Genomic DNA, 23,902 nt, shown 5'->3' with positions numbered 1-23,902 from the left:
CATTTGATAAACTTCCATTTTATCGCGAAATAATTCAATTTAAGATCTTCGATTTATTTTTCTTTAACTTCGTGTAAAAAAACGACTACCAAATTTACACATGCAAAAATTTTTACGCTGCGTTTTCTTCCTTATTATCTGTACTTCTGTAAACTTATATGCCGCTGATATAAAAAGTATCGGAGTTCCGTATATAGAAAATTTTTCGAAAGCGCTTTATGCTTCTGGTAACCAAAACTGGAGTGTAGCAAAAGATAAGGATGGCGTAATGTATTTTGGCAATGCCGAAGGTTTGCTTACTTATGATGGGAAATACTGGCAGCAGTACAAAATGCCGAATAACCAAATTGTTCGCTCGGTTGCTGTAGATAATAATGGTAAAATTTATACTGGCGGTTTTGGTGCTTTTGGATATTGGTCTTTTAAAAAAAATAAACTAAAATATACCTCCTTAACTAATTTAATTCCAAAATCCGACCAACTTAAAGATGAAATCTGGAAAATCCATATCTATGGCAATAAAATCATTTTTCAGTCTTTTAGCACCATTTATATTTATGTAAACGGCAAGATTTCAATATTAAAAAATGCAAGTAATTTTTTATTCTCTTACAAGATAGGCAATCGCTTTATTGTAGAAAACAAAGGCTTATACGAGCTTAAAGGAAATAATTTAGAATTTATACCAGGTAGCGACGTTGTGTGCAAAACAGGGGTTTTATCGATTTTACCTTTTAAAGAAAACATGTTATTAATTGGAACGGGTAAAGACGGATTGTTTCTATTTGACGGGAAAACATTTACACCGTTTAATACAGCAGCAAATTCTTTTCTTTCGGCGTTTCAGTTAAATAATGGAGCAAAAATTCTCGATAAATATTATGCTTACGGAACCATCCTTAATGGAATTATCATTATTGATGAAAATGGTAAAATCATCCAGAGGATAAACAAATCGAGCGGTTTACAGAACAATACTGTTTTAAGTTTATATGCCGATAATGAGCAAAATTTATGGGCTGGGCTGGATAATGGTATCGATAGAATTGAACTCAACTCACCTTTGTATTTCTATCTTGATAAAACAGGTATTTTTGGAACAGTTTATTCTAGTGTAATCTTTCAAAATAAAATCTATTTAGGAACTAATCAAGGTCTTTTTTATAGTGATTGGAATCAAAACGACCAGTTTTCGAACTTAAATTTTAAACTCATACCAAATTCGCAGGGGCAAGTTTGGGAGCTTACTATAATCGATGGTCAGCTTTTATGCGGCCATAACAACGGAACTTTTAACGTTATAGGCAATAAAATTGAAAAACTAACGGGTTATAGTGGCGGCTGGACAATAAAAAAGCTAAATAGCAATCCGAACATACTAATTCAAGGAACCTATACAGGTTTATTATTATTTAATAAAAATAGCAGTGGAAGATGGCAATTCTATAAAAAAATAGCCAATTTTAGCGAGCCTTCGAGATATGTAGAACAAGATAACAAAGGCGAAATATGGGTTAGTCATGCTTATAAAGGCTTATATAAATTAAAACTAAGTAGCGATTACAGCACCGTTATTTCGAACAAGTATTATGATGAGAAAAATGGTTTACCAACGAACTACAACCTTAATCTATTTAATTTAGAAGATAAGATTGTTTTTGCGAGTGAATCTGGATTCTTCACTTATGATAATATAAGCGATCGGTTTTCTAAATATAACATACTCAATAAAACGCTTGGCTCTTTTGCCTCCTCTAATAAAATTATTAATGCTGGTTCTAAAAAATACTGGTTTATTAATCATGGTAAAACTGCTTTGGCTAATTTCGGTGAGGCAGGAAAAATCTCTATAGATTCAAATCGTTTCAGCATTTTGGATGGAAAGATGGTTCAGTATTACGAAAACATCAGCCGAATAAGTGATTCTATTTATTTAATAAGTGTTGATGATGGCTTTGTTTTTTACAATGCAAGTCAGAAAATCCAATCATCTTCAAGTAAGATTCAGCAAAAGGTTTTAATTCGTAGAATCGAAGATATTACAGATAAGTATTCCATAATCAGTGAAAATGGTAATGGTGGTTCTGAAATTGAAATTAGAAATAGCAGAAATAATATCCGCATTTCTTTCTCGCTACCGCATTACAGGCAAGCTAAAATCAAGTTTCAGTATTATTTAGAAGGTTATTCAAAAGATTGGTCTGATTGGAGTTATGCCACTCAAAAAGATTTTACCAACTTAAGCAGCGGTAAATACCAATTTAAGGTAAGAGCGAAAATCGATGATTCGCAAGTTAGTGATATTACGACCTTTGAGTTTACTGTTCTTAGGCCATGGTATCTGAGCAACTGGGCTATAATCCTGTATTCGATTATGTTTGTGATTATTTTAGTCATGGGTAAAAAAATCTATGAGCGTAAACTTCAAAAAGATAGTCAGAAAATAACAGATAAATTGCAAGCCGAGCAAGATGAAATTTTAAAGCAAGAATCTGAAGCGAACGAAAAAGAGATTCACAAGCTGCAAACAGAAAAATTGCAAGCAGAGCTGGCTTCTAAAAACCGTGAGCTTGCTAATTCTGCTATGACGTTGGTTTACAAAAACGAATTACTTCAAAAATTAAGCGATGATATTTTAAAGCTTAAGGATGAAAATGGAAAAAAACTTGCAGATGAACAAATACGTAGAATTCAGAAAGTAATAAATGAAGGGATGAATGACGAGCGTGACTGGCATTTATTTGAAAATAGTTTCAATGAAGCACACGAAAGTTTCTTCAAAAAGCTTAAAGCGGGCCACCCGGATTTGGTACCAAACGACCTTAAATTATGTGCTTATTTAAGAATGAATATGAGCAGTAAAGAGATGTCTTCTTTACTTAATATCACCCTGAGAGGAGTAGAAATTCGCCGTTATCGTTTGCGTAAAAAGCTTAACGTTCCACACGATAAAAACCTCACCGAATTTTTAATGGAACTGTAATTTTAGAATACACAACGCTTGACATAAAATGTACATAAAATTGGTTTTTAACCATTTATTACTACTCACTACTTCTTTGGGACTACATCATTACCTCTCATAAGCAATATTTAATGTACTCAAAAAGCTTTGTGTAAATTATACACTTTGTGTGTACGTAATCATCTAGTTACAATTCAAAAAACTGCGTTTTCAGTCCAATTTCGCAATTGGTATGCAGCCTTGAGATACTACTCTTTTGTTAATGATGTATTAATGTAGAGGTAATACAGCTTGCACAAGAGCAAAAACAACCTCACATTAGATTAACAATTAAACTAAATTTATAATAAAGCATGAAAAGAATCTTTACAAGACTTTCTGTTCTAGCTGCTATTTGTCTACTAACAATTAACGTAGCATTTGCGCAAAACATTACTGTAAAAGGTAAGGTGATTGATGGAGGTGATAAATCATCTCTACCAGGCGTAACTGTATTAGTTAAAGGTACACAAACTGGTACGCAAACAGATGCAAACGGCAACTACTCAATCAGTGCGCCTGCAAACGCCACTTTGGTATTCAATTTTATCGGTTTTACTGCTCAAGAGCTGGCGGTATCAAACCGAACAACAATTAATGTATCATTAGCATCACAAGATCAACAATTAGAGCAGGTTGTGGTTGTGGGTTATGGTACTCAAAGAAAAATTGATGTTACAGGTTCTGTAGCGACAGTTAAAGGAGAAGATATTTCTAAACAAGCATCAGTAAACCCAGTAAGTGCCTTACAAGGTAAAGTAGCTGGTGTTTCAATTACGAACAATGGTGCTCCTGGTTCATCTCCTCAAATTACGATCCGCGGAACGGGCACAATTTATGGCAATACGGGTGTTTTGTATGTTGTAGATGGTGTTTGGTATGATGAAATAAGCTTCTTAAACCCTGCTGATATAGAAAATCTAAGTATTTTGAAAGATGCGTCTTCTCAATCTATTTATGGTATCCGTGCAGCAAATGGTGTTGTTTTAGTAACTACTAAGAGAGGCAAAACTGGCGAACCAACCATTAATTATAACGGTTCTGTAGGTTTCAAAGCGGTTACCAATCAGGTAGAAATGGCTAATGCAACAGAATATGCAACCATTATCAATGAATTATCTGCTTCTAATGGAGCAAGCCCATTATTTGCAAATCCTTCCTCTTTTGGTACAGGTACTAATTGGTATAATCAGGCATTCAGAAATGCTCTACAAACTAATCATCAATTATCTGTGAACGGTGGAACTGAAAAAACAACATATAACTTCTCATTAGGTTACACAAACGAGGATGGTATTGTTAAAACCCAAAATTACAAACGTTATACTGCAAAATTATCGAACGATTTTCAGGTACTAAAACCTTTAAAGATTGGTTACACGGTTTCTGGTACATCTATTAATTCAAATGACATTGATGGTGGTATCTTCCGTCAATTGTATGCTGCAGGCCCAGTTGTTCCAGTATATTATGCAGATGGAACCTATGGAGATGCTAATGATTTCAGTTTGGGTGGTGGTAATAACTTTAACCCCCAAGTTACTTTAGATTTCTTTAATCAGCAATCTAAAAACTATCGTATTAATGGTAACGTTTATGCAGAATTAACAATTGCAAAAAACTTTACTTTTAGAACTAGCGCAGGTGGTGATTTCGGTCAGGCAGAAGTTAGAGGTTATACACCTTTATACTCAGCAACTCAAGGCCAAAGAACTACTCAAAGTACTTTAAGAATTAACAGAACTGAAACCAGAAACTGGATTCTTGAAAACACATTAACATATAAAAACACGTTTGGTGATCATAGCATTACTGCATTAGTTGGTACTACAGCGCAAAGGAGAAAATCTTATAATATTAACGCAACGGCTTTTGATGTTCCATATTCTAGCGATGGCGATTTATATCTTTCATTAGGTACCGCAGCTACACGTACAGTTGTTGATGGTGGAAGTTTATCAACTTCAGCATCTTACTTTGGTCGTGTAAACTATTCATATAAAGATAAATATTTATTAAACGCAACAATTCGTAGAGATGCTGCATCTCAGTTTTTTGGTGGTGGTGATTTATGGGGTAATTTTCCTGCAGTTGGTGCTGGTTGGGTAATCAGTAACGAAAACTTTATGAAGGACCAAAAAGTAGTAAACTATTTAAAACTAAAAGGATCCTGGGGTAAAGTAGGTAATGCTGGTGTACCAATTAACCCGACAACTTTAACAGTTGCTCAAGGTGGTAATTTAGTAGCTTTCTTTAACGGTGTCGGCTATACGGGAGCAAATGTTAACTCTTTAGTACCATCATTCTTGAATTGGGAACGTACTACAGGAACTGATATTGGTATTGAGGCGAGATTCTTAGATAATCATTTAACAATCGAAACTGGTGTTTATAATAAGAAAACAGAACAAGCAATTTTCGAAATTCCTATCTTAACTTCGATAGGTACTGCATCTGGTACTTTAATTGGTAATCAGGCCGATTTCCAAAATCGTGGTTTCGAATTCTTAGCTACCTATTCAAATCAATCTAAAAACGGATTTGGTTATTCAGTTAGCGGTAACATCGGCATCAACAATAATAAAGTATTATCAGTCGTGACTGGTCAAAACCCAATTTACGCAGGTGGTGCTGGCATAGCAAATGGTGGTTTAGCAACACGTACTATTCAAGGTGGTGCGATTGGTCAATTTTTCGGTTACGATGTAGCTGGTATATTCCAAACTGCTGCTGAAGTAACAGCTTCTGCACAACCAAATGCTAAACCTGGTGATTTTAAATATGTTGACCAAAATGGCGACGGTGTTATTGATGGAAAAGACCGAATTGTTTTAGGTAATCCTAATCCTAAATTCAGTTACGGTTTAAATACAACTTTCAATTACAAAAACTTCGATTTATCTCTCGACATTCAGGGTGTAGCAGGAGTTGATGTATACAACGCAAACGTTGCATACCGCTTTGGTAACGAAAACTACAGCAAAGATTTCTATGATAACAGATGGCATGGTGCTGGTACTTCAAATATCTATCCTTCTGCAAATGTTGGTTCAACAGCAAATGCTGCTCCTAACTCTTTCTATGTTGAAGATGGCTCTTATATTCGTTTAAGAAATATCCAATTGGGTTACGCTTTACCATCATCACTGATGAGCAAATGGAAAATGCAAAGAGTAAGAATTTTTGTTGATGCACAAAATGCAATAAACCTATTTGGATATAAGGGCTTCACTCCAGAGATTGGAGGCACACCAACTAATGCAGGTATTGATGCAAATGTTTATCCACTATCAGCTACTTATAGATTAGGTCTTCAAGTTACTTTCTAATAAATAAAGCAATGAAATTAAATTATAAAAATAATTATATACAAAAGATTGGACTTATTGCTTTATGCGCTAGTCTATTTGTATTACCTGCATGTAAAAAAAGCTTTTTAGATGTAGATCCTCAAGCGCAACAACCAGCTATTAGCTTTTGGAAAACACAAGATGACGCAACAAAAGCTGTAAACTCCATCTATGCAAATCTAAGGAGCTGGGAAAACACAGCTTTTCCAGCACTTGCTGTGGAAAGTATCGCTGGTGATGATGCTGAAAAAGGAAGTTCTGCAAATGATGCAAGTTACTTAAATGGCTTTGATAGCTTTACAGTTACTTCAACCGAAGGTCAACTTCAAGGTTTCTGGACAGGTCAATATCAAAACATCAATCTTTGTAATCAACTTTTAGATAACATTCCTGCAATTAGCATGGACGCTACTTTAAAAGCGAGATATATTGCTGAAGCTAAATTTGTTCGTGCCTACTCTTATTTTAGACTAGTGCGTGCTTTTGGTGACGTTCCTTTACGTTTAAATGTACCAAAGGATGCTTCAGAATTTAATATACCAAGAACACCTAAAGCGCAAGTTTGGGCTGCAATTGAGAAAGATTTAGATGATGCTGCAGCTGTTTTACCTCAAACATATACTTCTGTAGATTTAGGAAGAGCAACAAAAGGTGCTGCATTAGGATTACATGCGAAAGTTGCTATGTACCAACAAAAATGGGCAGACGTACTTTCCTTAACAAATACAGTTATGACTTTAGGTTATAATTTAGTTCCTAGTTATGAGCAAAGTTTCCGTTTAAATAATGAAAACAGTGTAGAATCAGTTTTTGAAATTCAGTGTGAAATCATTCCAAGTATAGCTGGTTCTGCAACTTCTCAATATAGCCAAGTACAAGGAGTAAGAGGAAGTGTTGGTGGATGGGGATTCAATGTACCAACTGCCGTAATCGCTGCTGCATATGAAATTGGTGATGTTAGAAGGGATGCAACCATAATTTTCAGAGGAGAAACAACCCCTCAAGGTGATGCAATCAGCGCTACAGGTGATAACCCTATGTATAACCAAAAATCTTACGTACCGTTTAGTCAAATAATTACTGGATTTAATGAAGGTGCTCAACAGAACGTGAGGGTTCTTCGCTTTGCTGATGTTCTTTTAATGAATGCAGAAGCTGCTAACGAACAGGGCAACCCAGCTTTAGCTAGAACATCACTTAACCGTGTACGTGCTCGTGCTCGTGGTGGCGTTGCTACAGTTTTACCTGATGTAACCACTTCTGATAAAGATGTATTGCGTACTGCTATTCAGAAAGAAAGGCAAGTTGAATTAGCGATGGAGTCTGATCGTTACTTCGATGTAATCCGTCAAGGTCGTGCTGCGACTGTTTTTGGGCCAAAGGGCTGGAAAGCAAATAAAAATGAGGTATGGCCAATTCCATCCACAGAAATTGACAAAAGTGCTGGCACTTTAACACAAAATCCTGGTTATTAATCGCTTAATTTAAAAAAATGAAAACAAAATATTTTGTATTGATGGCGGCTGTAACCTTAGGGTTATCATCATGCCAGAAAGAATTTGAACCATCATCTTATGCACCTGCATTAAGTATTGGAGGATATACTAATTCAAAACAAATCGCATCAGCAAACCTAGTTGCACACTGGGCCTTTGATGGAAGTTTAGTAGATAGCGTATCAAATACTGCTGGTACCAATACTGGAACAAGTTTTGGTACTGGCATTAAAGGAAAATCTTTACAAGGTGGAACTGATAGTTATTTTTTAAGTGTACCATCGGCTAAAGTTTTAGGCTTGAAAAGTTTCACTTTAACCGAATGGATTAACACACCGCCACCGTCTAATGGTATCGTTGCTCTTTTTAGTCTTTCTAACAAATCTCAGTTTTGGGGAAATTTAGAAATCTTTGTAGAAAACGGCAGTACTAATGAAAATGCGACATTAAAAATCGTATTTACAAACAATGGTGTAGGTGATAAAACTTATACTGCTAGTAATGTTGTTAATTTCTTTGGGAAATGGAACGCTTTTTCTGTTTCATACGATGAAGCTACATCTACAGTTAAGGTATATGTTAATGGTTCTAGAGTAAGTTCTGGTAAACTTGATGGCATAACAGGTCCATTGAACTTTGTTAACTCTGGAAATTTGGTTTTCGGCACAACACAATTTATGACTACACCTAGCCAAACAACAAGTCACTCAAAAGAACCTTGGGCTAGTTATTTAACTGGCCAGTTAGATGAAGTTAAACTTTTCAATAAAGCATTATCTGATGAAGAAGTTGGATATATAGCTAAACTAGAAGGAAGAGGAAAGTAATTTTTTCGTCTTCATAGACAAAAATAAATGAGCCATCTTATGATGGCTCATTTCAACTACCTTACTATGAATATAAAATTTTATTTTTTACTGTTATTAACTGTTTTTTTTTCATGTAAAAAAAGCAGTACACCTTCCCCAATAGAACCTCCTATTGTTCCTCCAACATCATTTCAATTTTCTGATTTAAAAGTTAACGGAAATTTTGCTGGCTTTACTTATTACGGATTGAATAACATCCCTGTTGTAAAAATCACCTTTTCATCTCCCATCAATCTATCTTCCGTTGTAGGGAACATTACTTTTACCGATGCCGCGGGAACGGCAACTCCATTTACTCCAACTTTAGAAAACAACGATAATACGCTTGTAATAACGCCTTCAGCAGCATTACAACCAATTACAAAATATATTTTAACCACAAATACAGGTTTGCTTTCAAAAGCAGGCAACAAATTACAAAGCAGTGTTGCTGTAAATTTAATTACAGCTGTTGATGATACCGACAAATTTCCTCGAATTAGCGACGATGAGCTGTTAACATTAGTTCAAAAACAAACATTTAAGTATTTCTGGGATTTTGGTCACCCAACCAGTGGTTTAGCCCGAGAAAGAAATACATCTGGTAACACCGTAACTTCTGGTGGTTCTGGTTTTGGCATAATGGCTTTAGTTACTGGCATTAGTCGCAATTTCATCAGCAGAGCTGATGGGCTCACTCGAATGCAAAAAATTGTTTCCTTTCTTAAAACTGCTGAGCGCTTTCATGGTGCTTATCCGCATTGGTTAGATGGAAATACAGGAAAGGTAATTCCGTTTAGCACAAAAGATAATGGTGGCGATTTGGTAGAAACATCATTTTTAATGGCTGGTTTAATTACCGCTCGTCAATACTTTAACGGTGCAGATGCATCAGAAACTACCTTAAGAACAGACATTAACACAATTTACAATGGTGTTGAATGGAGTTGGTATCGTAAGGATAATGGCAATGTTCTTTATTGGCACTGGAGCCCTAATTACAATTGGGATATGAATTTGCCAATAAAAGGTTGGAATGAATCTCTTATTACTTACGTTATGGCTGCAGCCGCTCCTACTTATTCTATACCTAAAACCGTTTATGATAGTGGTTGGGCACAAAACGGTGCAATGAAAAACGGAAACTCTTACTATGGCGTTCAACTTCCTTTAGGGCCAGCTAATGGTGGACCTTTATTTTTTTCGCATTATTCATTTATGGGCATTAATCCGAAAGGCTTAACAGATACTTATGCCAATTATGAAACACAAACCAAAGCGCACGCTCAAATAAATTATAATTATTGCAAAGCAAACCCGACGGGTTATTATGGTTATGGGGAAAATTGCTGGGGCTTAACTGCTAGCGACATCAAAAATGGTTATACAGCAAGTTCTCCTGGTAACGATGTCGGTGTAATAGCACCTACCGCAGCACTATCATCCTTTGCATATACGCCAACTGAGTCTATGGCAGCTTTAAAATACTTTTACTATAAATTAGGCAACAAAACCTGGGGTGATTATGGTTTTTACGATGCTTTTTCACTTCAAGATCAATGGTTTGCTACTTCAACTCTTGCAATAGATCAGGGCCCGATTATCGTTATGATAGAAAATTATCGTACAAATTTAATCTGGAACCTATTTATGAGTGCTCCAGAGGTTAAAGCAGGAATGCGTAATCTGGGATTTAGTAGCCCAAATCTTTAATTACAATTTTACATAATGAAACTAACATTCCAAATCCTTCTTATTATTTCGATTACTTCTGGTCTAAATTGCACTAGCAATGCACAAGATTTCGAAGTTATAAAATTAGCTCCGCCGATAAAAAAAGGCTTATCAGATAATCAACTGCTCGATGTTGTACAAAAACAAACTTTCCAATATTTTTGGGATGGTGCAGAACCTGTTTCTGGCTTAGCAAGAGAGCGTTATCACGTAGATGGCGTATATCCAGAAAATGATAGAAATATAATTGCAACTGGAGCTTCAGGTTTTGGTTTAATGTCTATCCTTGTTGGTATCGATCGTAAATTTATCACTAAAAAAGAAGGCTATAATCGTTTAAATAAAGGTTTAAGCTTTCTGGCAAAAGCAGAAAGATTTCACGGCGTTTGGCCCCATTGGATGCTTCCTTCTGGAAAACCCAAAGCATTTGGAAAAAACGATGACGCTGGAGATTTAGTGGAAACTTCTTTTCTTGCACAAGCTTTACTTTGTGTGCGCCAATATTATGCAAACGGAAATACAGAAGAAAAAGCATTAGCAAAAAAAGCAGATGAGCTTTGGAAAGGCATTGAATGGAATTTTTATAGAAAGAATAACGAAAATGTATTATACTGGCATTGGTCGCCAACGGCAGGTTGGAAAATGAACTTTGCAATTACGGGCTATAACGAATGTTTAATAACTTATGTTTTAGCGGCATGCTCTCCTACCCACGGTGTACCAGCTGAGGTTTATCATCAAGGTTGGGCAAAAAATGGAGCTATTAACACAAATATTTCTTTATATGGTCATCCAATAAAATTAAAACATAATGTTGTTGGTGAAGGCGTTGGACCTCTTTTTTGGGCTCAATATTCTTATTTAGGTTTAAATCCGAAGGGCTTAAAAGATAAATATGCCAATTATTGGGAAGAAAACAGAAATCAGGCATTAATAAATTACGATTATGCTATCGCTAATCCTAAAGGCTTCAAAGGTTACGGAAAAAACTCTTGGGGCTTAACAGCTAGCTACTCCGTAAAAGGATATGCTGCTCATAATCCTCAGGAAGATGAAGGAGTGATCAGTCCTACCGCGGCTTTATCATCGTATCCATATACTCCGAAAGAAAGTATGCAGGTAATTAGATATTTATATGAAAAATTAGGTGATAAAGTATGGGGTAAATATGGCTTTTACGATGCATATAGCGAAACTGAAAAGTGGTTTCCTAAGCGATATATAGGTATAGATCAAGGGCCGATTGTGGTGATGATAGAAAATGGAAGAACAGGTTTATTGTGGAATCTATTTATGAGTGCACCTGAAGTGAAAACTGGATTAACTAAGCTAGGATTTGAGAGTCTGGCTATAAAATAATTATCATTTCGAGTTGCAAAGTATCTCATTTGTTGATTAGATTTTTTTGTACCTCGAAATGACTTTTCAAGTTTAAAACATGAAAAAAACAATACTTACAATATTAATATTAGGTTACATTTCTGCAGTTTTTGCGCAGCAACAAAAAACTTATTGTAACCCTATTAATGTTGATTATGGTTACACACCATTTGAATCCTTTACAGAATGGGGTAAACACCGTGCAACCGCCGATCCAGTTATAGTAAATTATAAAGGCGAATTCTTGTTATTCAGCACCAACCAATGGGGTTACTGGCACAGTTCTGATATGCTGAATTGGAAATTTATAGAACGTAAATTTCTTCGTCCGTGGAATAAAACCAAAGATGAACTTTGCGCACCAGGTGTCGGCATTATTGGTGATACAGTTGTCGTTTTTGGAAGTACTTATACTAAAAACTTCACCTTGTGGGGCAGTACAGATCCTTTAGGCAATAAATGGTTCCCATTAGTCGATTCGTTAGAAATTGGCGGCTGGGATCCTGCATTTTTTACCGATGATGATGGCAAGTTTTACATGTACAACGGAAGCAGCAACAATTATCCAATGTATGGTGTAGAACTAGATAGAAAAACATTTAAGCCAATAGGAACGCGTACACCGATGTACTTACTTCAAAGCTGGCGTTATGGCTGGCAACGTTTTGGCGAATATATGGACGATACTTTTCTTGATCCTTTTGCTGAGGGTGCGTGGATGACCAAACATAATGGCAAGTATTATTTTCAATATGGTGCGCCGGGCACAGAATTTAGTGGATATTCGGATGGCGTAGTAGTTGGATCCAAGCCGCTTTTTTACGATAGTCCCTATACACCTCAATCAGATCCACTAAGTTACAAAGGCGGTGGTTTCTCTCGCGGGGCTGGTCATGGTGCAACATTTCAAGATAATGCTAAAAACTATTGGCACATTTCTACCAGTATAATTTGTGTTAAAAATACTTGGGAACGTAGAATGGGAATCTGGCCTACTGGCTTCGATAAAGATGATGTGATGTGGACAAACACTGCATTTGGCGATTATCCGTTATATCTTCCATCTGAAAGAAAAGAGAACGGTCCTGCTGGCCCAGGATGGATGCTGATAAACTATAAAAAGCCTGTTACAGTTTCATCAACATTAGGATCATTTAATGCGAATAATGCTGTTGATGAAAGTATTAAAACTTATTGGAGCGCAAAAACAGCCAACAGCGGCGAATGGATTCAAACAGATTTAGGAAGTTTAGCAACAGTTAATGCCATTCAAATTAATTACGCTGATCAGGATGCGGAATTTATAGGAAAACAAACAGGAATCTTTCATCAATACAAAATTCTTTCATCGGTAGATGGCAAAAAATGGACTACTCTTGTTGATAAGAGTCAAAATAAAAAAGATGTTCCTCACGATTACATTGAACTAGAAAAACCTGTAAAAACAAGGTTTATTAAACTGGTTAACATACACATGCCAACGGGGAAATTCGCGATCAGTGGATTACGAGTTTTCGGAAACGGTAACGGACAGAAACCGGATGCTGTTAAAAACCTAATTGTATTACGAACCGAAAAGGATAAACGGAGCGCATACATAAAATGGCCTTCGGTAGATAATGCTTTTGCATACAACTTGTACTATGGTACAGCGCCAGACAAGCTTTATAACTGCATTATGATACACGATTTTAACGAGTATTGGTTTAAGGCCATGGATAGTCAAAAAGCTTATTATTTCTCTATTGAAGCGATAAACGAAAATGGCGTATCGGCAAAAACTGAAGTTAAAAAAGTTGATTAATTTTTAAAAGAATAATACACACATATAATGAACAAAGCGAAATTCCTTTTTATTTTACTGACAATTGTAGCAGTAAGTTCGAACGCACAAACGAAAAAACCTGTTTCTACCGATGAAGCAAAAATGAACACCTTTATCAGTAATTTGATGTCAAAAATGACTATCGATGAGAAAATCGGTCAGTTAAATTTGCCAAGTTCGGGTGACATTACAACTGGGCAGGCAAACAGTAGCGATATTGGTCAAAAAATAAAAGATGGTAAAGTTGGAGGGCTTTTCAATATTAAGGGCGTTGAAAAAATTAAAGCGGTACAAAAAGTAGCCGTAGAAAATAGCCGAATGAAAATTCCATTGCTTTTTGGTATGGATGTTATCCATGGCTACAATACAGTATTTCCAATTCCACTAGGTATGAGCTGCGTTTGGGATATGAACCTTGTTCAAAAATCGGCAAGAGTTGCAGCGATTGAAGCAAGTGCAAGCGGAATTAACTGGACATTTTCTCCGATGGTTGATATTTCCCGCGATCCGCGTTGGGGAAGAATTTCAGAAGGCAATGGAGAAGATGCCTATCTAGGTTCTCAAATTGCTGCTGCAATGGTTAAAGGTTATCAAGGCAAACTTCAAGCTAATAACGAAATTTTAGCATGTGTAAAACACTATGCTTTATATGGTGCAGCAGAAGCTGGAAGAGATTACAATACAACCGACATGAGTAAAGTACGCATGTACAACGAATACTTTCCACCTTACAAAGCTGCTATTGATGCTGGCGCCGCAAGTATTATGGCTTCTTTTAACGAAGTTGACGGTATCCCTGCAACTGGAAGTAAATGGTTAATGACTGATGTTTTACGTAATCAATGGGGATTTAAGGGTTTTGTGGTAACCGATTATACTGGTATTCCTGAAATGATTGCACATGGTATGGGCGATTTGCAAACTGTTTCTGCTTTGGCTTTAAACGCTGGTATAGATATGGATATGGTTGGCGAAGGTTTCCTTGGAACATTAAAAAAATCACTTGCTGAGAAAAAAGTAAGCATCGATCAAATTAATAGAGCTTGTCGTTTAGTACTTCAAGCTAAATACAAATTAGGTTTATTTACCGATCCGTATAAATTCTTAAATACAGAAAGAGCCGAAAAAGAAGTTTTCAATGCAGAAAACCGTCAGGTTGCACGCGAAATTTCGGCAGAAAGTTTTGTATTATTAAAAAATAACAACAACATTTTACCACTTAAAAAAACTGGAACCATTGGTTTAATTGGTCCATTGGCTGATAATACTGCTAACATGTACGGTACCTGGAGTGTTGCTGCTTTATTTGATAAGTCGGTTACGGTTTTACAAGGTTTAAAAAATGCAATAGGAAACGATGCTAAAATTTTAACCGCTCGTGGCTCAAACTTTTTAGCCGATTCTGTAGCCGAACATCGTTACGTAAATATTCACAATCCTACTTACAAACGCGATTCTCGTACAGAAGAGGAAATGATTAAAGAGGCTTTAAAAGTTTCCGAAAAATCGGATGTTATTGTTGCTACAATTGGCGAAGGTTCGGAATTTACAGGCGAGGCAAGTAGTGTTACGGATATTCAAATTCCTGAAACACAAAAAAACTTGTTAAAAGCATTAGCTAAAACTGGCAAACCAATAGTTTTAGTATTGTTTACTGGTCGTCCATTGGCTTTAAAATGGGAGCAAGAAAATATTCCTGCAATTTTAAACGTTTGGTTTCCAGGTAGCGAAGCTGGAAATTCGATTGCCGATGTGCTTTTCGGAAAAGTGAATCCATCTGGCAAACTGAGTACAACTTTCCCACAAAACGTTGGTCAGGTGCCGCTTTATTATGCACACAAAAATACGGGTCGCCCGTTGGCTGAAGGCAAATGGTTCGAAAAATTCCGTTCTAACTATTTAGATGTAAGTAACGATCCGCTTTATCCTTTCGGATTTGGTTTGAGTTACACCACATTTGGCTACAGTGATGTTAAATTAAGTTCAAACACCTTAAGCAAAGGGAAATCCATTACCGCATCAATTACCTTAAACAATACTGGAAAATATGAAGGTAAAGAGGTTGTTCAGTTATATATTCAGGATTTAGTAGGAAGTATTACTCGTCCCGTTAAAGAACTTAAAGGCTTCCAAAAAGTGAGTTTAAAGCCAGGCGAAAGCAAAAACATAACATTTACCATCTCAGAAAACGACTTGAAGTTTTATAATTCTGATTTGAAATTCGTTGCAGAACCTGGAGATTTTAAAGTTTTTATTGGTTCTAATTCGAGAGATGTAAAAGAAGCATCTTTCTTATTAAAATAAAAGTTAATATTGGTTGGTTACACCCCAGACTATTGCAAAGTAGCTGGGGTTTTTTAATTTTGCTTTATGAAGAAGATCATTCTAACCATATCCCTCGTTTCTTTGATATTGGCCTTAAAAGCTCAAGAGTTTAAACAATTTGAGAAAGGAAATTTCATAAAAGGTAGAGATTCAATTTATTACAGAATTCTTTTTCCCGAGAATTTTAACCCTGCTCAAAAATACCCAATCGTTTTCTTTTTGCATGGAAGTGGAGAAAGAGGAAATGATAACGAAAGCCAATTGGTGCACGGAGCTAAATTGTTTCTAAAAGACGAGAACCGTAAAAAATTCCCTGCAATAGTTGTTTTTCCACAATGCCCCGCTAATGATTATTGGGCAAATGTAAGCATTGGCCCTAATGAACAAGGTAAAAGAAGCTTTAGCTTTGTAAATGGTGGCGAACCCACAAAAGCTATGCATGCTTTGGTTGGCATGGTAAAAGATTTCTTAAAAAAACCATATGTAGATAAAAAGCAAGTTTACGTTGGCGGCCTTTCTATGGGTGGTATGGGTACATTTGAATTGTTGAGAAGGAAACGCAACACATTTGCCGCTGCAATTACCATTTGTGGTGGAGACAATACCAACAACATTAATAAATACAAATCGGTTCCGCTTTGGATATTTCACGGCGGCAAAGATGATGTAGTTGACCCAGCTTATTCAATTGCCGTTTCTGAGCGTTTAAAAACTCTTGGCGATGAAGTTAAATTTACACTTTACCCAAATGCAAACCATAACAGCTGGGATAGTGCATTTGCCGAGCCAGAGTTGTTGCCATGGTTATTTTCGCATAAAAAGAATTAGAAAAGCAGGTTTCAGTAATAATCGGTTTCGGTAGCCCCGCCATTTGCTTTACTTGCCTCATAAAAATTCGGTTACGTGTTCGCTCCTGTCGGGTTTAACCAATTTAGGTTTACCTAAGTAACCTAGACCCGACAAAATGTAAAGCCCGGAAACCGAGGAACGAGGTTGAGGACTTGAAATGGTGGCGGGACTGATGAGAGCAATGAGCACAGGTTCTGCTCTTCAAATAAAAAATGATGAAAATAACAAAGGCCTGAAGAAAAATCTTCAGGCCTTTGTTATAAATAATAATTCGATTTTATTCGGCCATATTGTGATAAACCGCTTGCACGTCATCGTCTTCCTCTAATTTGTCAATCAGTTTTAAAACATCGGCAGCTTGTTCTTCTGTAACCTCGTGGTGCGATAAAGCAATACGCTCTAATTTTGAGCTTTTTAACTCAATGCCTTTTTCTTCTAATGCTTTTTGTAAAGAACCAAAGTTTTCGAAAGCAGCTTGAGCAACAGCAATATCATTTCCTTCTTCATCGGCTTCAACGTATAATTCTTCCAAACCAGCATCGATTAATTCAAATTCTAATTCTTCCAAATCTAAGCCCTCTCCAGGCACAAACCTGAAAATAGATTTACGGTTAAAAATAAAATCAAGCGAGCCTGTTTTACCTAAAGAACCATCCGTTTTATTGAAGTAACTACGTACGTTAGCTACTGTACGGTTGGTGTTATCGGTAGCTGTTTCAATCAATACAGCAACACCATGCGGTGCGTAACCTTCGTAAACAATTTCCTCATAGTTAGCCATCGATTTATCCGAAGCACGTTTAATTGCTGCTTCTACCCTATCTTTTGGCATATTTACAGCTTTTGCATTTTGCATGGCTGTACGTAAGCGAGAGTTGGTTTCTGGATGAGGCCCAGATTCCTTAACTGCCATCACGATATCTTTACCAATACGCGTAAATTGAACGGCCATTTTGGCCCAACGCTTAAATTTTCTTTCTTTTCTAAATTCGAATGCTCTTCCCATTTTTAGTATCAAGTATTTAGTATCAAGTATCAAGACATTGGTCTAGGATTTACTATCAACCTTATTTATTTTTTATTTTGCTTTGGTCTTTCAGCTTTTACTTTTTGCTTCAGGCTTTTAGCTTTTCTTTAAATTATTTAACATATCAATTGTAAGTTTAGATAAATCGAACTCAGGTTTCCAGTTCCAATCTTTTGTAGCATAACTATCATCAATAGAACGAGGCCAGCTATCTGCAATTTGCTGACGAGGATCTTTATCGCCGTAAGTTAATTTAAAATCAGGAATATGTTTCCTGATTTCTGCAGCTAAAATTTCTGGTGTAAAACTTACACCACCAAAATTATAACTGCTACGAACCGAAATCTGATCAGCCGGGGCATCCATTAATTCAATTGTTCCTCTAATGGCATCATCCATGTACATCATTGGCAACTCAGAGCTTGCATTTAAAAAACTCTGGTAACTACCTTTTTTTAATGCATCGTGAAAAATATGAATGGCGTAATCTGTTGTTCCGCCACCTGGAGCAGCCTTCCAACTAATTAAACCTGGGTAACGAATACTTCGTACATCCAAGCCATATTTTTGATGATAATATTCGCACCATCTTTCTCCTGCTAATTTGCTAATTCCGTAAACGGTATTTGGATCCATGGTGCAATATTGCGGCGTATTATCTTTTGGCGAATTTGGACCAAAAACGGCAATAGAACTTGGCCAATAAACTTTTGCTGTTTTATACTCAAGTGCTAAATCCAAAACGTTTAATAATCCGTTCATATTTAAATCCCAGGCAAGTTTAGGGTTTTGTTCGCCAGTTGCCGATAACAAAGCCGCTAGTAAATAAACTTGTGTAGGCTTATATTTATGAAAAATGCCTTTAATCATTTCCTTATCGAGTACATTAACGAACTCAAAAGGTGCGGAGTTTTTGATATCATAGTCGGGTCTGCGAATATCGCAGGCAACAACATGATCATCACCATAAATTTTACGTAACATGGTAACCAATTCAGTACCAATTTGTCCGTTTGAGCCTAAAACAACTATATTTTCTTGCATATTTTTTGTAGAGATTGAGCAAAGGTAAAAAAATGAGATAAAAGGGCTGTAAAATATTTAAACTAAGTGAATAGCTTTAAAAAGTATAAACCATAATAACACACTTCAATAGTATTTATGCGCTTGCAAATTGAAGCTAAAAGAAATTAATTATTACATTTACTTCTATTCCAAATATAAATATGGGTTCCATTCAGCCAGAAGAATCTCTTGATTTAATTAATCGCCTAAAACTGGGTGATGCGGCTGCGTATGAAAAAATTTATAACGGTTTTAGTAAAGAACTACTAGCGCTTGCTTACAAAAAAACGAGTGATAAAGTTATTGCCCAGGAGCTGGTTCAAAATATCTTCATATCCCTTTGGGAAAAAAGAGCGACTGCAGATATAAAAGATTTACGTAATTACCTTTTTGGTTCATTAAAATTTGGTGTTATCAATCATATCCGTTCGGAAGTAGTTGCAAACCGATATATTGAATATGAACAGATTACTTATAGAACTAACTCAGAAGATACATCGAGTATGGTTGGCTTAAAGGATTTATCAGAAATTATTGAGAAAAGCCTAAATTCTTTACCCGAAAAAACTCAAGAGGTTTTTAGATTAAGCCGATATAATCATCAAACTACTAAAGATATTTCTAACGGTTTAAACATATCAGAAAAAGCTGTAGAGTATCACATTACGCGTTCCCTAAAACGCATAAAGGAATATCTTAAAAATTTTTACATATTTTTCTTGCTGTAAATCAATTAATTACAATTATTTCAAAACAATTAACACTTTAGCTTTAGGGTATCACCTCAGTTAGGTTACTTGTATATATTAACCAAATATTTCTTTTATGAACAAACAATCGTTTTACGATTTACTTACCCGATACGAATCTGGAAATTGTACTGAAAGTGAAAAACTTTGGCTTGACCAATGGTATGGTTTATTAGGAGATAAAATTATTAGCAATCTTTCTTCAGCTGAATTAGATGAAATGAAAGATAATGCTTGGTTAAAATTAAAACAGAATACTCAACAGCCCAAAAAACGAAACACTTTAAAATTAATTTGGGTAAAAACTGCAATTGCAGCATCTGTAATTATAGCTTTTATTATTTCTGGAATTTATGTTTTCAGCGATCATGCCGAAAGTTCATTTATGAATGATAATAGCGATTTAACCTTAATCTCTAAAACTAACGAAACATCAAAACCAATAATTATTTCTTTAAACGATAATAGTGAAGTTACGCTTCAGCCGAAATCGAATATTATTTATCCAAAAGTTTTTGCAGCTAATAATCGTAAAGTTTACTTAAAGGGTGATGCTTTCTTTTCGATAACTAAGAATGCTAAAAGACCTTTTTATGTTTATAACAATAAATTAATTGTTAGAGTTTTAGGCACAAGCTTTTTCGTAAAACAATCGTTAAAAAACTTGCCTGCAGAAGTTGCAGTTAGAACTGGTAAAGTGCAGGTTAATGAAAATACTTGTAACGATATTATTAATTTACCTGGAGAAAAAATAGCAATTCCTGTTTTGCTAACACCAAATCAGAAAGGCTTATTTAAAGCGCATAATATAAAAACCACTTTGGTTGAAAAACCAATTCCTTTAGCCGAAGCTTATAATATAAAAAACAGCATCAATTATAACTTCAAGGAAGAAAATTTAAAAGCCATTTTTAAAACCCTTACAGATGCGTATGGCATTGAGATAAAATCTTATAATGAGGAGATTTTAGCTTATACGTTTACAGGTGACCTAAGCAAAAAAGGACTTTATGAGCAACTAGACCTGCTTTGTGGTTCAATATCGAGCAAATACCAAATAGAAGGAACCAGCATTGTGGTTTCAAACAAAAACTAACCAAACATATAAAATTATGAAGATAGAAATGATATCAAACAGCCCATAATCTCGGCTCAACTTCCATAATATATTCTTAAAAAACAAAGCCGACAATGTGGGGCATTGCCGGCGAGTTAAATACATCTGAATGTATCTATGGTATTTCCATGTCCAATAAATCCAATCATTTAATGAACAATAACCAAATTTATGAAAAAAAATCAACTTATTTCGCTGGCAATTTATGCAATGAGAGTTTCGATTTACCAATTACTTGCAATAACTATTTTTACTTGTTCTGCGTTCGCTAAAAATGCAGATGCTCAAGACTTTCTTAACAAACAAATTTCAATTAAAGCCGATCAAACGGATATTAAAACTATTATAGAGAAAACGGAGTTTCTTGCAAAAGTTAAATTCGTTTATAGTCCTCAATTAATCAATTCTGATAGAAAAGTTTCTATCAACGTTGTAAATCAAAAATTAAAATACTTTCTTGAGAATTCGCTAAAACGTTATGACGTGGGATATAGGATAGTTAAAGATCAGATTTTGCTCTATTCTATTCCCGCTAATAACAACTTAGAAATTCTAAAAGCTTTTGAAGGTGTTGTAACAGGTAAAGTTACCGATGGAAAAGGCAATCCACTTCCTGGCGTATCTGTATCAGTCAAAGGCAAAACTATAGGCACAACTACTGATGAGAACGGTTCATTTTCATTGAAAGGCCTAACGGTAGATAGTCGCATATTAGTAGTAAGATATGTTGGCTTTATTTCTAAAGAAGTAAACTTATCGCCAGGCAATGCAGACGAGAACTTAACAATTAGCCTATCAGAAGATAATCTTCAGTTAGAAAGTGTAATGGTTACAGGCGGTAATCCGAAGAAGAAATTAGAAAGTAGTGTTGCATTAACTTCAGTAAGCAGCAAAGATATTACCAACAGAGCGCCTTTAAACAGCACCGATTTATTAAAAGCAATACCAGGCTTAACTGTAGAAAGTACAGGTGGTGATGGTCCGGGTAATGTTTGGGTAAGAGGGTTTCCTCAAGCAGGTGGCTACATTTTCTTAGGTATTCAAGAAGATGGATTACCATTACTTCCAACAGGATTTAACACTACACCATCAGTAGATCAATATTATAAAACGGATTTAACAATCCAAAACATCGAAGCCATTAGAGGTGGTAATGCTTCAATTATACAGGCAAATACACCTGGAGCGGTAGTTAACAATCTAAGTTATGTTGGCGCTGATAAACAATATGGTCAGGTTAAATTTACAACTGGTTTTTCTCAAGGCTTATATCGTTTCGATGGAAATACTGGAGGCAAAATCAGTGATAATGTAAAATATAACATTGGTGGTTTTTACCGCACAGATAATGGTGTAGTTGATCAAGGTTTTAATCCTGCTAACCGCGGAGGACAAATTAAAGGTAACATGACTTTTAATTTCAAAAACAATAAAGGTTTCATTCGTGTGTATGGTAAATACTTAAATGATAAGGTTCAGTTTCTGTTAACCAGTTATTATCCTTATGATGGAACTGGAAAACCAACAACTTACCGCGATTATAATATTGCTACCCAATCTATTGTTCCAGTTCAAACGGAATGGAGTTACAACGACCCGGCAAATGGCATGCACAATTTTAGCCTAACTGATGGTATGCATACTAAATTGGGTTCGGGTGGTTTCCAGTTTAATTACTTAACCGATGGTGGATGGCAAATCGTAAACAACTTCCGATACCAAAATACCCATACCAATGTTACCTACACAGCACCTGGAGGAATTGCGGCTAGAACAGCAACAACACCATATTATTTACCAGGCGGTGCAGTTTCTCCTTTTGTAGCTGGAGATCAAGTAATTACATCAAACGCACAAGGACAATTCAATACTGATGTTCAAATTATTGATTACTTAGATTTAAAGAAAACTATAAAAAATCATAGCTTAAACATCGGAGGTGGGATACATCAATATAATCGCGATGATTTACGTTATGCTTTTAGATCATTTACAGAATTCAAAGAACATCCAAGTATTATTTTACAATCTCCTACTGCTTTAGAAAGAACAATTACAACCAAAAACACATTCATTGGCGATACTAGAACATTATCTGTTTACGCAGGAGATGAAATTAAATTATCAGATAAATGGCGTGTAGATATTGGCGCCAGAATTGACAACCAAAATGTGCAAGGTGACAGACCTTACTATGCATTAAATGCTGATGGTACGGTTAATATTAGAGCAGCCGCTTCTCCAACTATTTTAGGTTATACCAGCTACGATGAAACATTAACTAACTGGGCTGCATCAATTGGTGCTAATTACAAAATCAGTTCAACATCGAGCGTATTTGCCAGAGCAACGAAAGCTTACAATGCACCAAACATTGGCGATTATAATGCATCGGCATATAATGGTGCTAACATTAAAAAACGCCCAGTTTACTTAGGTGAAGTTGGTTTTAAATATGCTAAAAACAACTTAGCAATTTTCGCATCGGGAAGTTATTCAGCAATTAAAAATGTATCGTTAAGCATTAATGTACCTACAGCAGCAGCTGGCCAACAGGCTTTGGTAGCCTTCGGTTCTACCCGTACATTTAGTGCTGAATACGAAATTTCATACAAAATCGCTAAACCTTTAAGTTTACGTTTTACGGGAACTTTACAAGATTCGAAATACACAGATTACGAAGCTAATACAAGTGGAAACGCAGCTGTTGCGGCAGAATTTGGTAACCGTGTTTACAGCTTTACTGGAAATAGAACTGAGCGTGTACCTGTTTTAAATACAGAACTAGGTGCAAACTACGATTACAAAAACTTTAATTTATATGTTGCAGCTAATTACGTAGGATCACGTTATACTTCACCAAGCGATAGTTACAAATTACCTTCTTACGTGGTAATGAAAGCAGGTGCAGGTTATAACTTCACTAAAAAATTAGCATTAAGAGTTTGGGCAGACAACTTGTTAGATGCAAAAGTGTTAACCGAAGGCGATGTTCGCGGAGATCAATTTAGAGACTTCGCAAATGTAGCTCCAGGTCAATTAATGATAGGCAGAACTTTACTACAACGTACTTTCTGGGGATCATTAGCTTATTCATTTTAACAATTAAAGCCGGGGTTTATGCTCCGGCTTT

General features: G+C 35.7%; 14 protein-coding genes. 12 read left to right on the top strand and 2 right to left on the bottom strand.

Features of this window, described 5'->3' with window-relative positions; genetic code table 11:
• The first annotated feature begins 100 nt into the window (after positions 1–100).
• From ACZZZI_RS15160 to ACZZZI_RS15120, 9 genes are all read left to right on the top strand, one after another.
• On the top strand, positions 101–2,983 hold the full coding sequence (locus ACZZZI_RS15160) for a ligand-binding sensor domain-containing protein (protein WP_463489902.1): 2,883 nt from the start codon (positions 101–103) through the stop codon (positions 2,981–2,983).
• Positions 2,984–3,318: 335 nt separating this feature from the next.
• Entirely contained in the window at positions 3,319–6,333 is a 3,015-nt protein-coding gene (locus tag ACZZZI_RS15155) for a SusC/RagA family TonB-linked outer membrane protein (protein ID WP_316756741.1), read from the top strand.
• Between the two features lie 11 nt (positions 6,334–6,344).
• Positions 6,345–7,829 (top strand): RagB/SusD family nutrient uptake outer membrane protein, encoded by a 1,485-nt coding sequence (locus ACZZZI_RS15150; protein WP_316756739.1) that lies wholly within the window; start codon positions 6,345–6,347, stop codon positions 7,827–7,829.
• A 17-nt stretch (positions 7,830–7,846) separates the two neighbouring features.
• On the top strand, positions 7,847–8,677 hold the full coding sequence (locus ACZZZI_RS15145) for a LamG domain-containing protein (RefSeq protein ID WP_316756736.1): 831 nt from the start codon (positions 7,847–7,849) through the stop codon (positions 8,675–8,677).
• A 66-nt stretch (positions 8,678–8,743) separates the two neighbouring features.
• Positions 8,744–10,411 (top strand): glucoamylase family protein, encoded by a 1,668-nt coding sequence (locus ACZZZI_RS15140; RefSeq protein ID WP_463489901.1) that lies wholly within the window; start codon positions 8,744–8,746, stop codon positions 10,409–10,411.
• 15 nt (positions 10,412–10,426) lie between these two features.
• Positions 10,427–11,791, top strand: coding sequence for a glucoamylase family protein (locus ACZZZI_RS15135; RefSeq protein ID WP_463489900.1), 1,365 nt, complete (start codon positions 10,427–10,429; stop codon positions 11,789–11,791).
• 79 nt (positions 11,792–11,870) lie between these two features.
• Positions 11,871–13,616, top strand: a complete 1,746-nt coding sequence (locus ACZZZI_RS15130) for a discoidin domain-containing protein (RefSeq protein ID WP_463489899.1) — start codon at positions 11,871–11,873, stop codon at positions 13,614–13,616.
• 27 nt (positions 13,617–13,643) lie between these two features.
• A complete protein-coding gene (gene bglX, locus ACZZZI_RS15125; protein WP_463489898.1) occupies positions 13,644–15,941 on the top strand; it encodes a beta-glucosidase BglX in 2,298 nt (765 codons plus the stop codon).
• A gap of 66 nt (positions 15,942–16,007) precedes the next feature.
• Entirely contained in the window at positions 16,008–16,790 is a 783-nt protein-coding gene (locus ACZZZI_RS15120; RefSeq protein ID WP_463489897.1) for a carboxylesterase family protein, read from the top strand.
• 298 nt (positions 16,791–17,088) lie between these two features.
• On the opposite strand, the gene ACZZZI_RS15115 is transcribed toward ACZZZI_RS15120, so the two are convergent.
• Both ACZZZI_RS15115 and ACZZZI_RS15110 read right to left on the bottom strand, forming a co-directional pair.
• Positions 17,089–17,817, bottom strand: a complete 729-nt coding sequence (locus ACZZZI_RS15115; protein WP_463489896.1) for a YebC/PmpR family DNA-binding transcriptional regulator — start codon at positions 17,815–17,817, stop codon at positions 17,089–17,091.
• Positions 17,818–17,934: 117 nt separating this feature from the next.
• Positions 17,935–18,882: an NAD-dependent epimerase/dehydratase family protein gene (locus ACZZZI_RS15110; protein ID WP_316756723.1), complete on the bottom strand. Its 948-nt coding sequence runs from the start codon at positions 18,880–18,882 to the stop codon at positions 17,935–17,937.
• Positions 18,883–19,064: 182 nt separating this feature from the next.
• Here ACZZZI_RS15110 and ACZZZI_RS15105 point away from each other — a divergent pair, with 182 nt between their 5' ends.
• From ACZZZI_RS15105 to ACZZZI_RS15095, 3 genes are all read left to right on the top strand, one after another.
• A complete protein-coding gene (locus ACZZZI_RS15105; protein WP_463489895.1) occupies positions 19,065–19,631 on the top strand; it encodes an RNA polymerase sigma factor in 567 nt (188 codons plus the stop codon).
• A gap of 97 nt (positions 19,632–19,728) precedes the next feature.
• Complete coding sequence (locus ACZZZI_RS15100) at positions 19,729–20,748, top strand: FecR family protein (protein WP_463489894.1); 1,020 nt, start codon at positions 19,729–19,731, stop codon at positions 20,746–20,748.
• Between the two features lie 192 nt (positions 20,749–20,940).
• Positions 20,941–23,871, top strand: a complete 2,931-nt coding sequence (locus ACZZZI_RS15095; protein WP_463489893.1) for a TonB-dependent receptor — start codon at positions 20,941–20,943, stop codon at positions 23,869–23,871.
• The last annotated feature ends 31 nt before the right edge of the window (positions 23,872–23,902 follow it).

This window comes from Pedobacter sp. AC190 (genome assembly GCF_979258025.1).
This window is presented reverse-complemented; position numbering and strand designations above follow the sequence as displayed.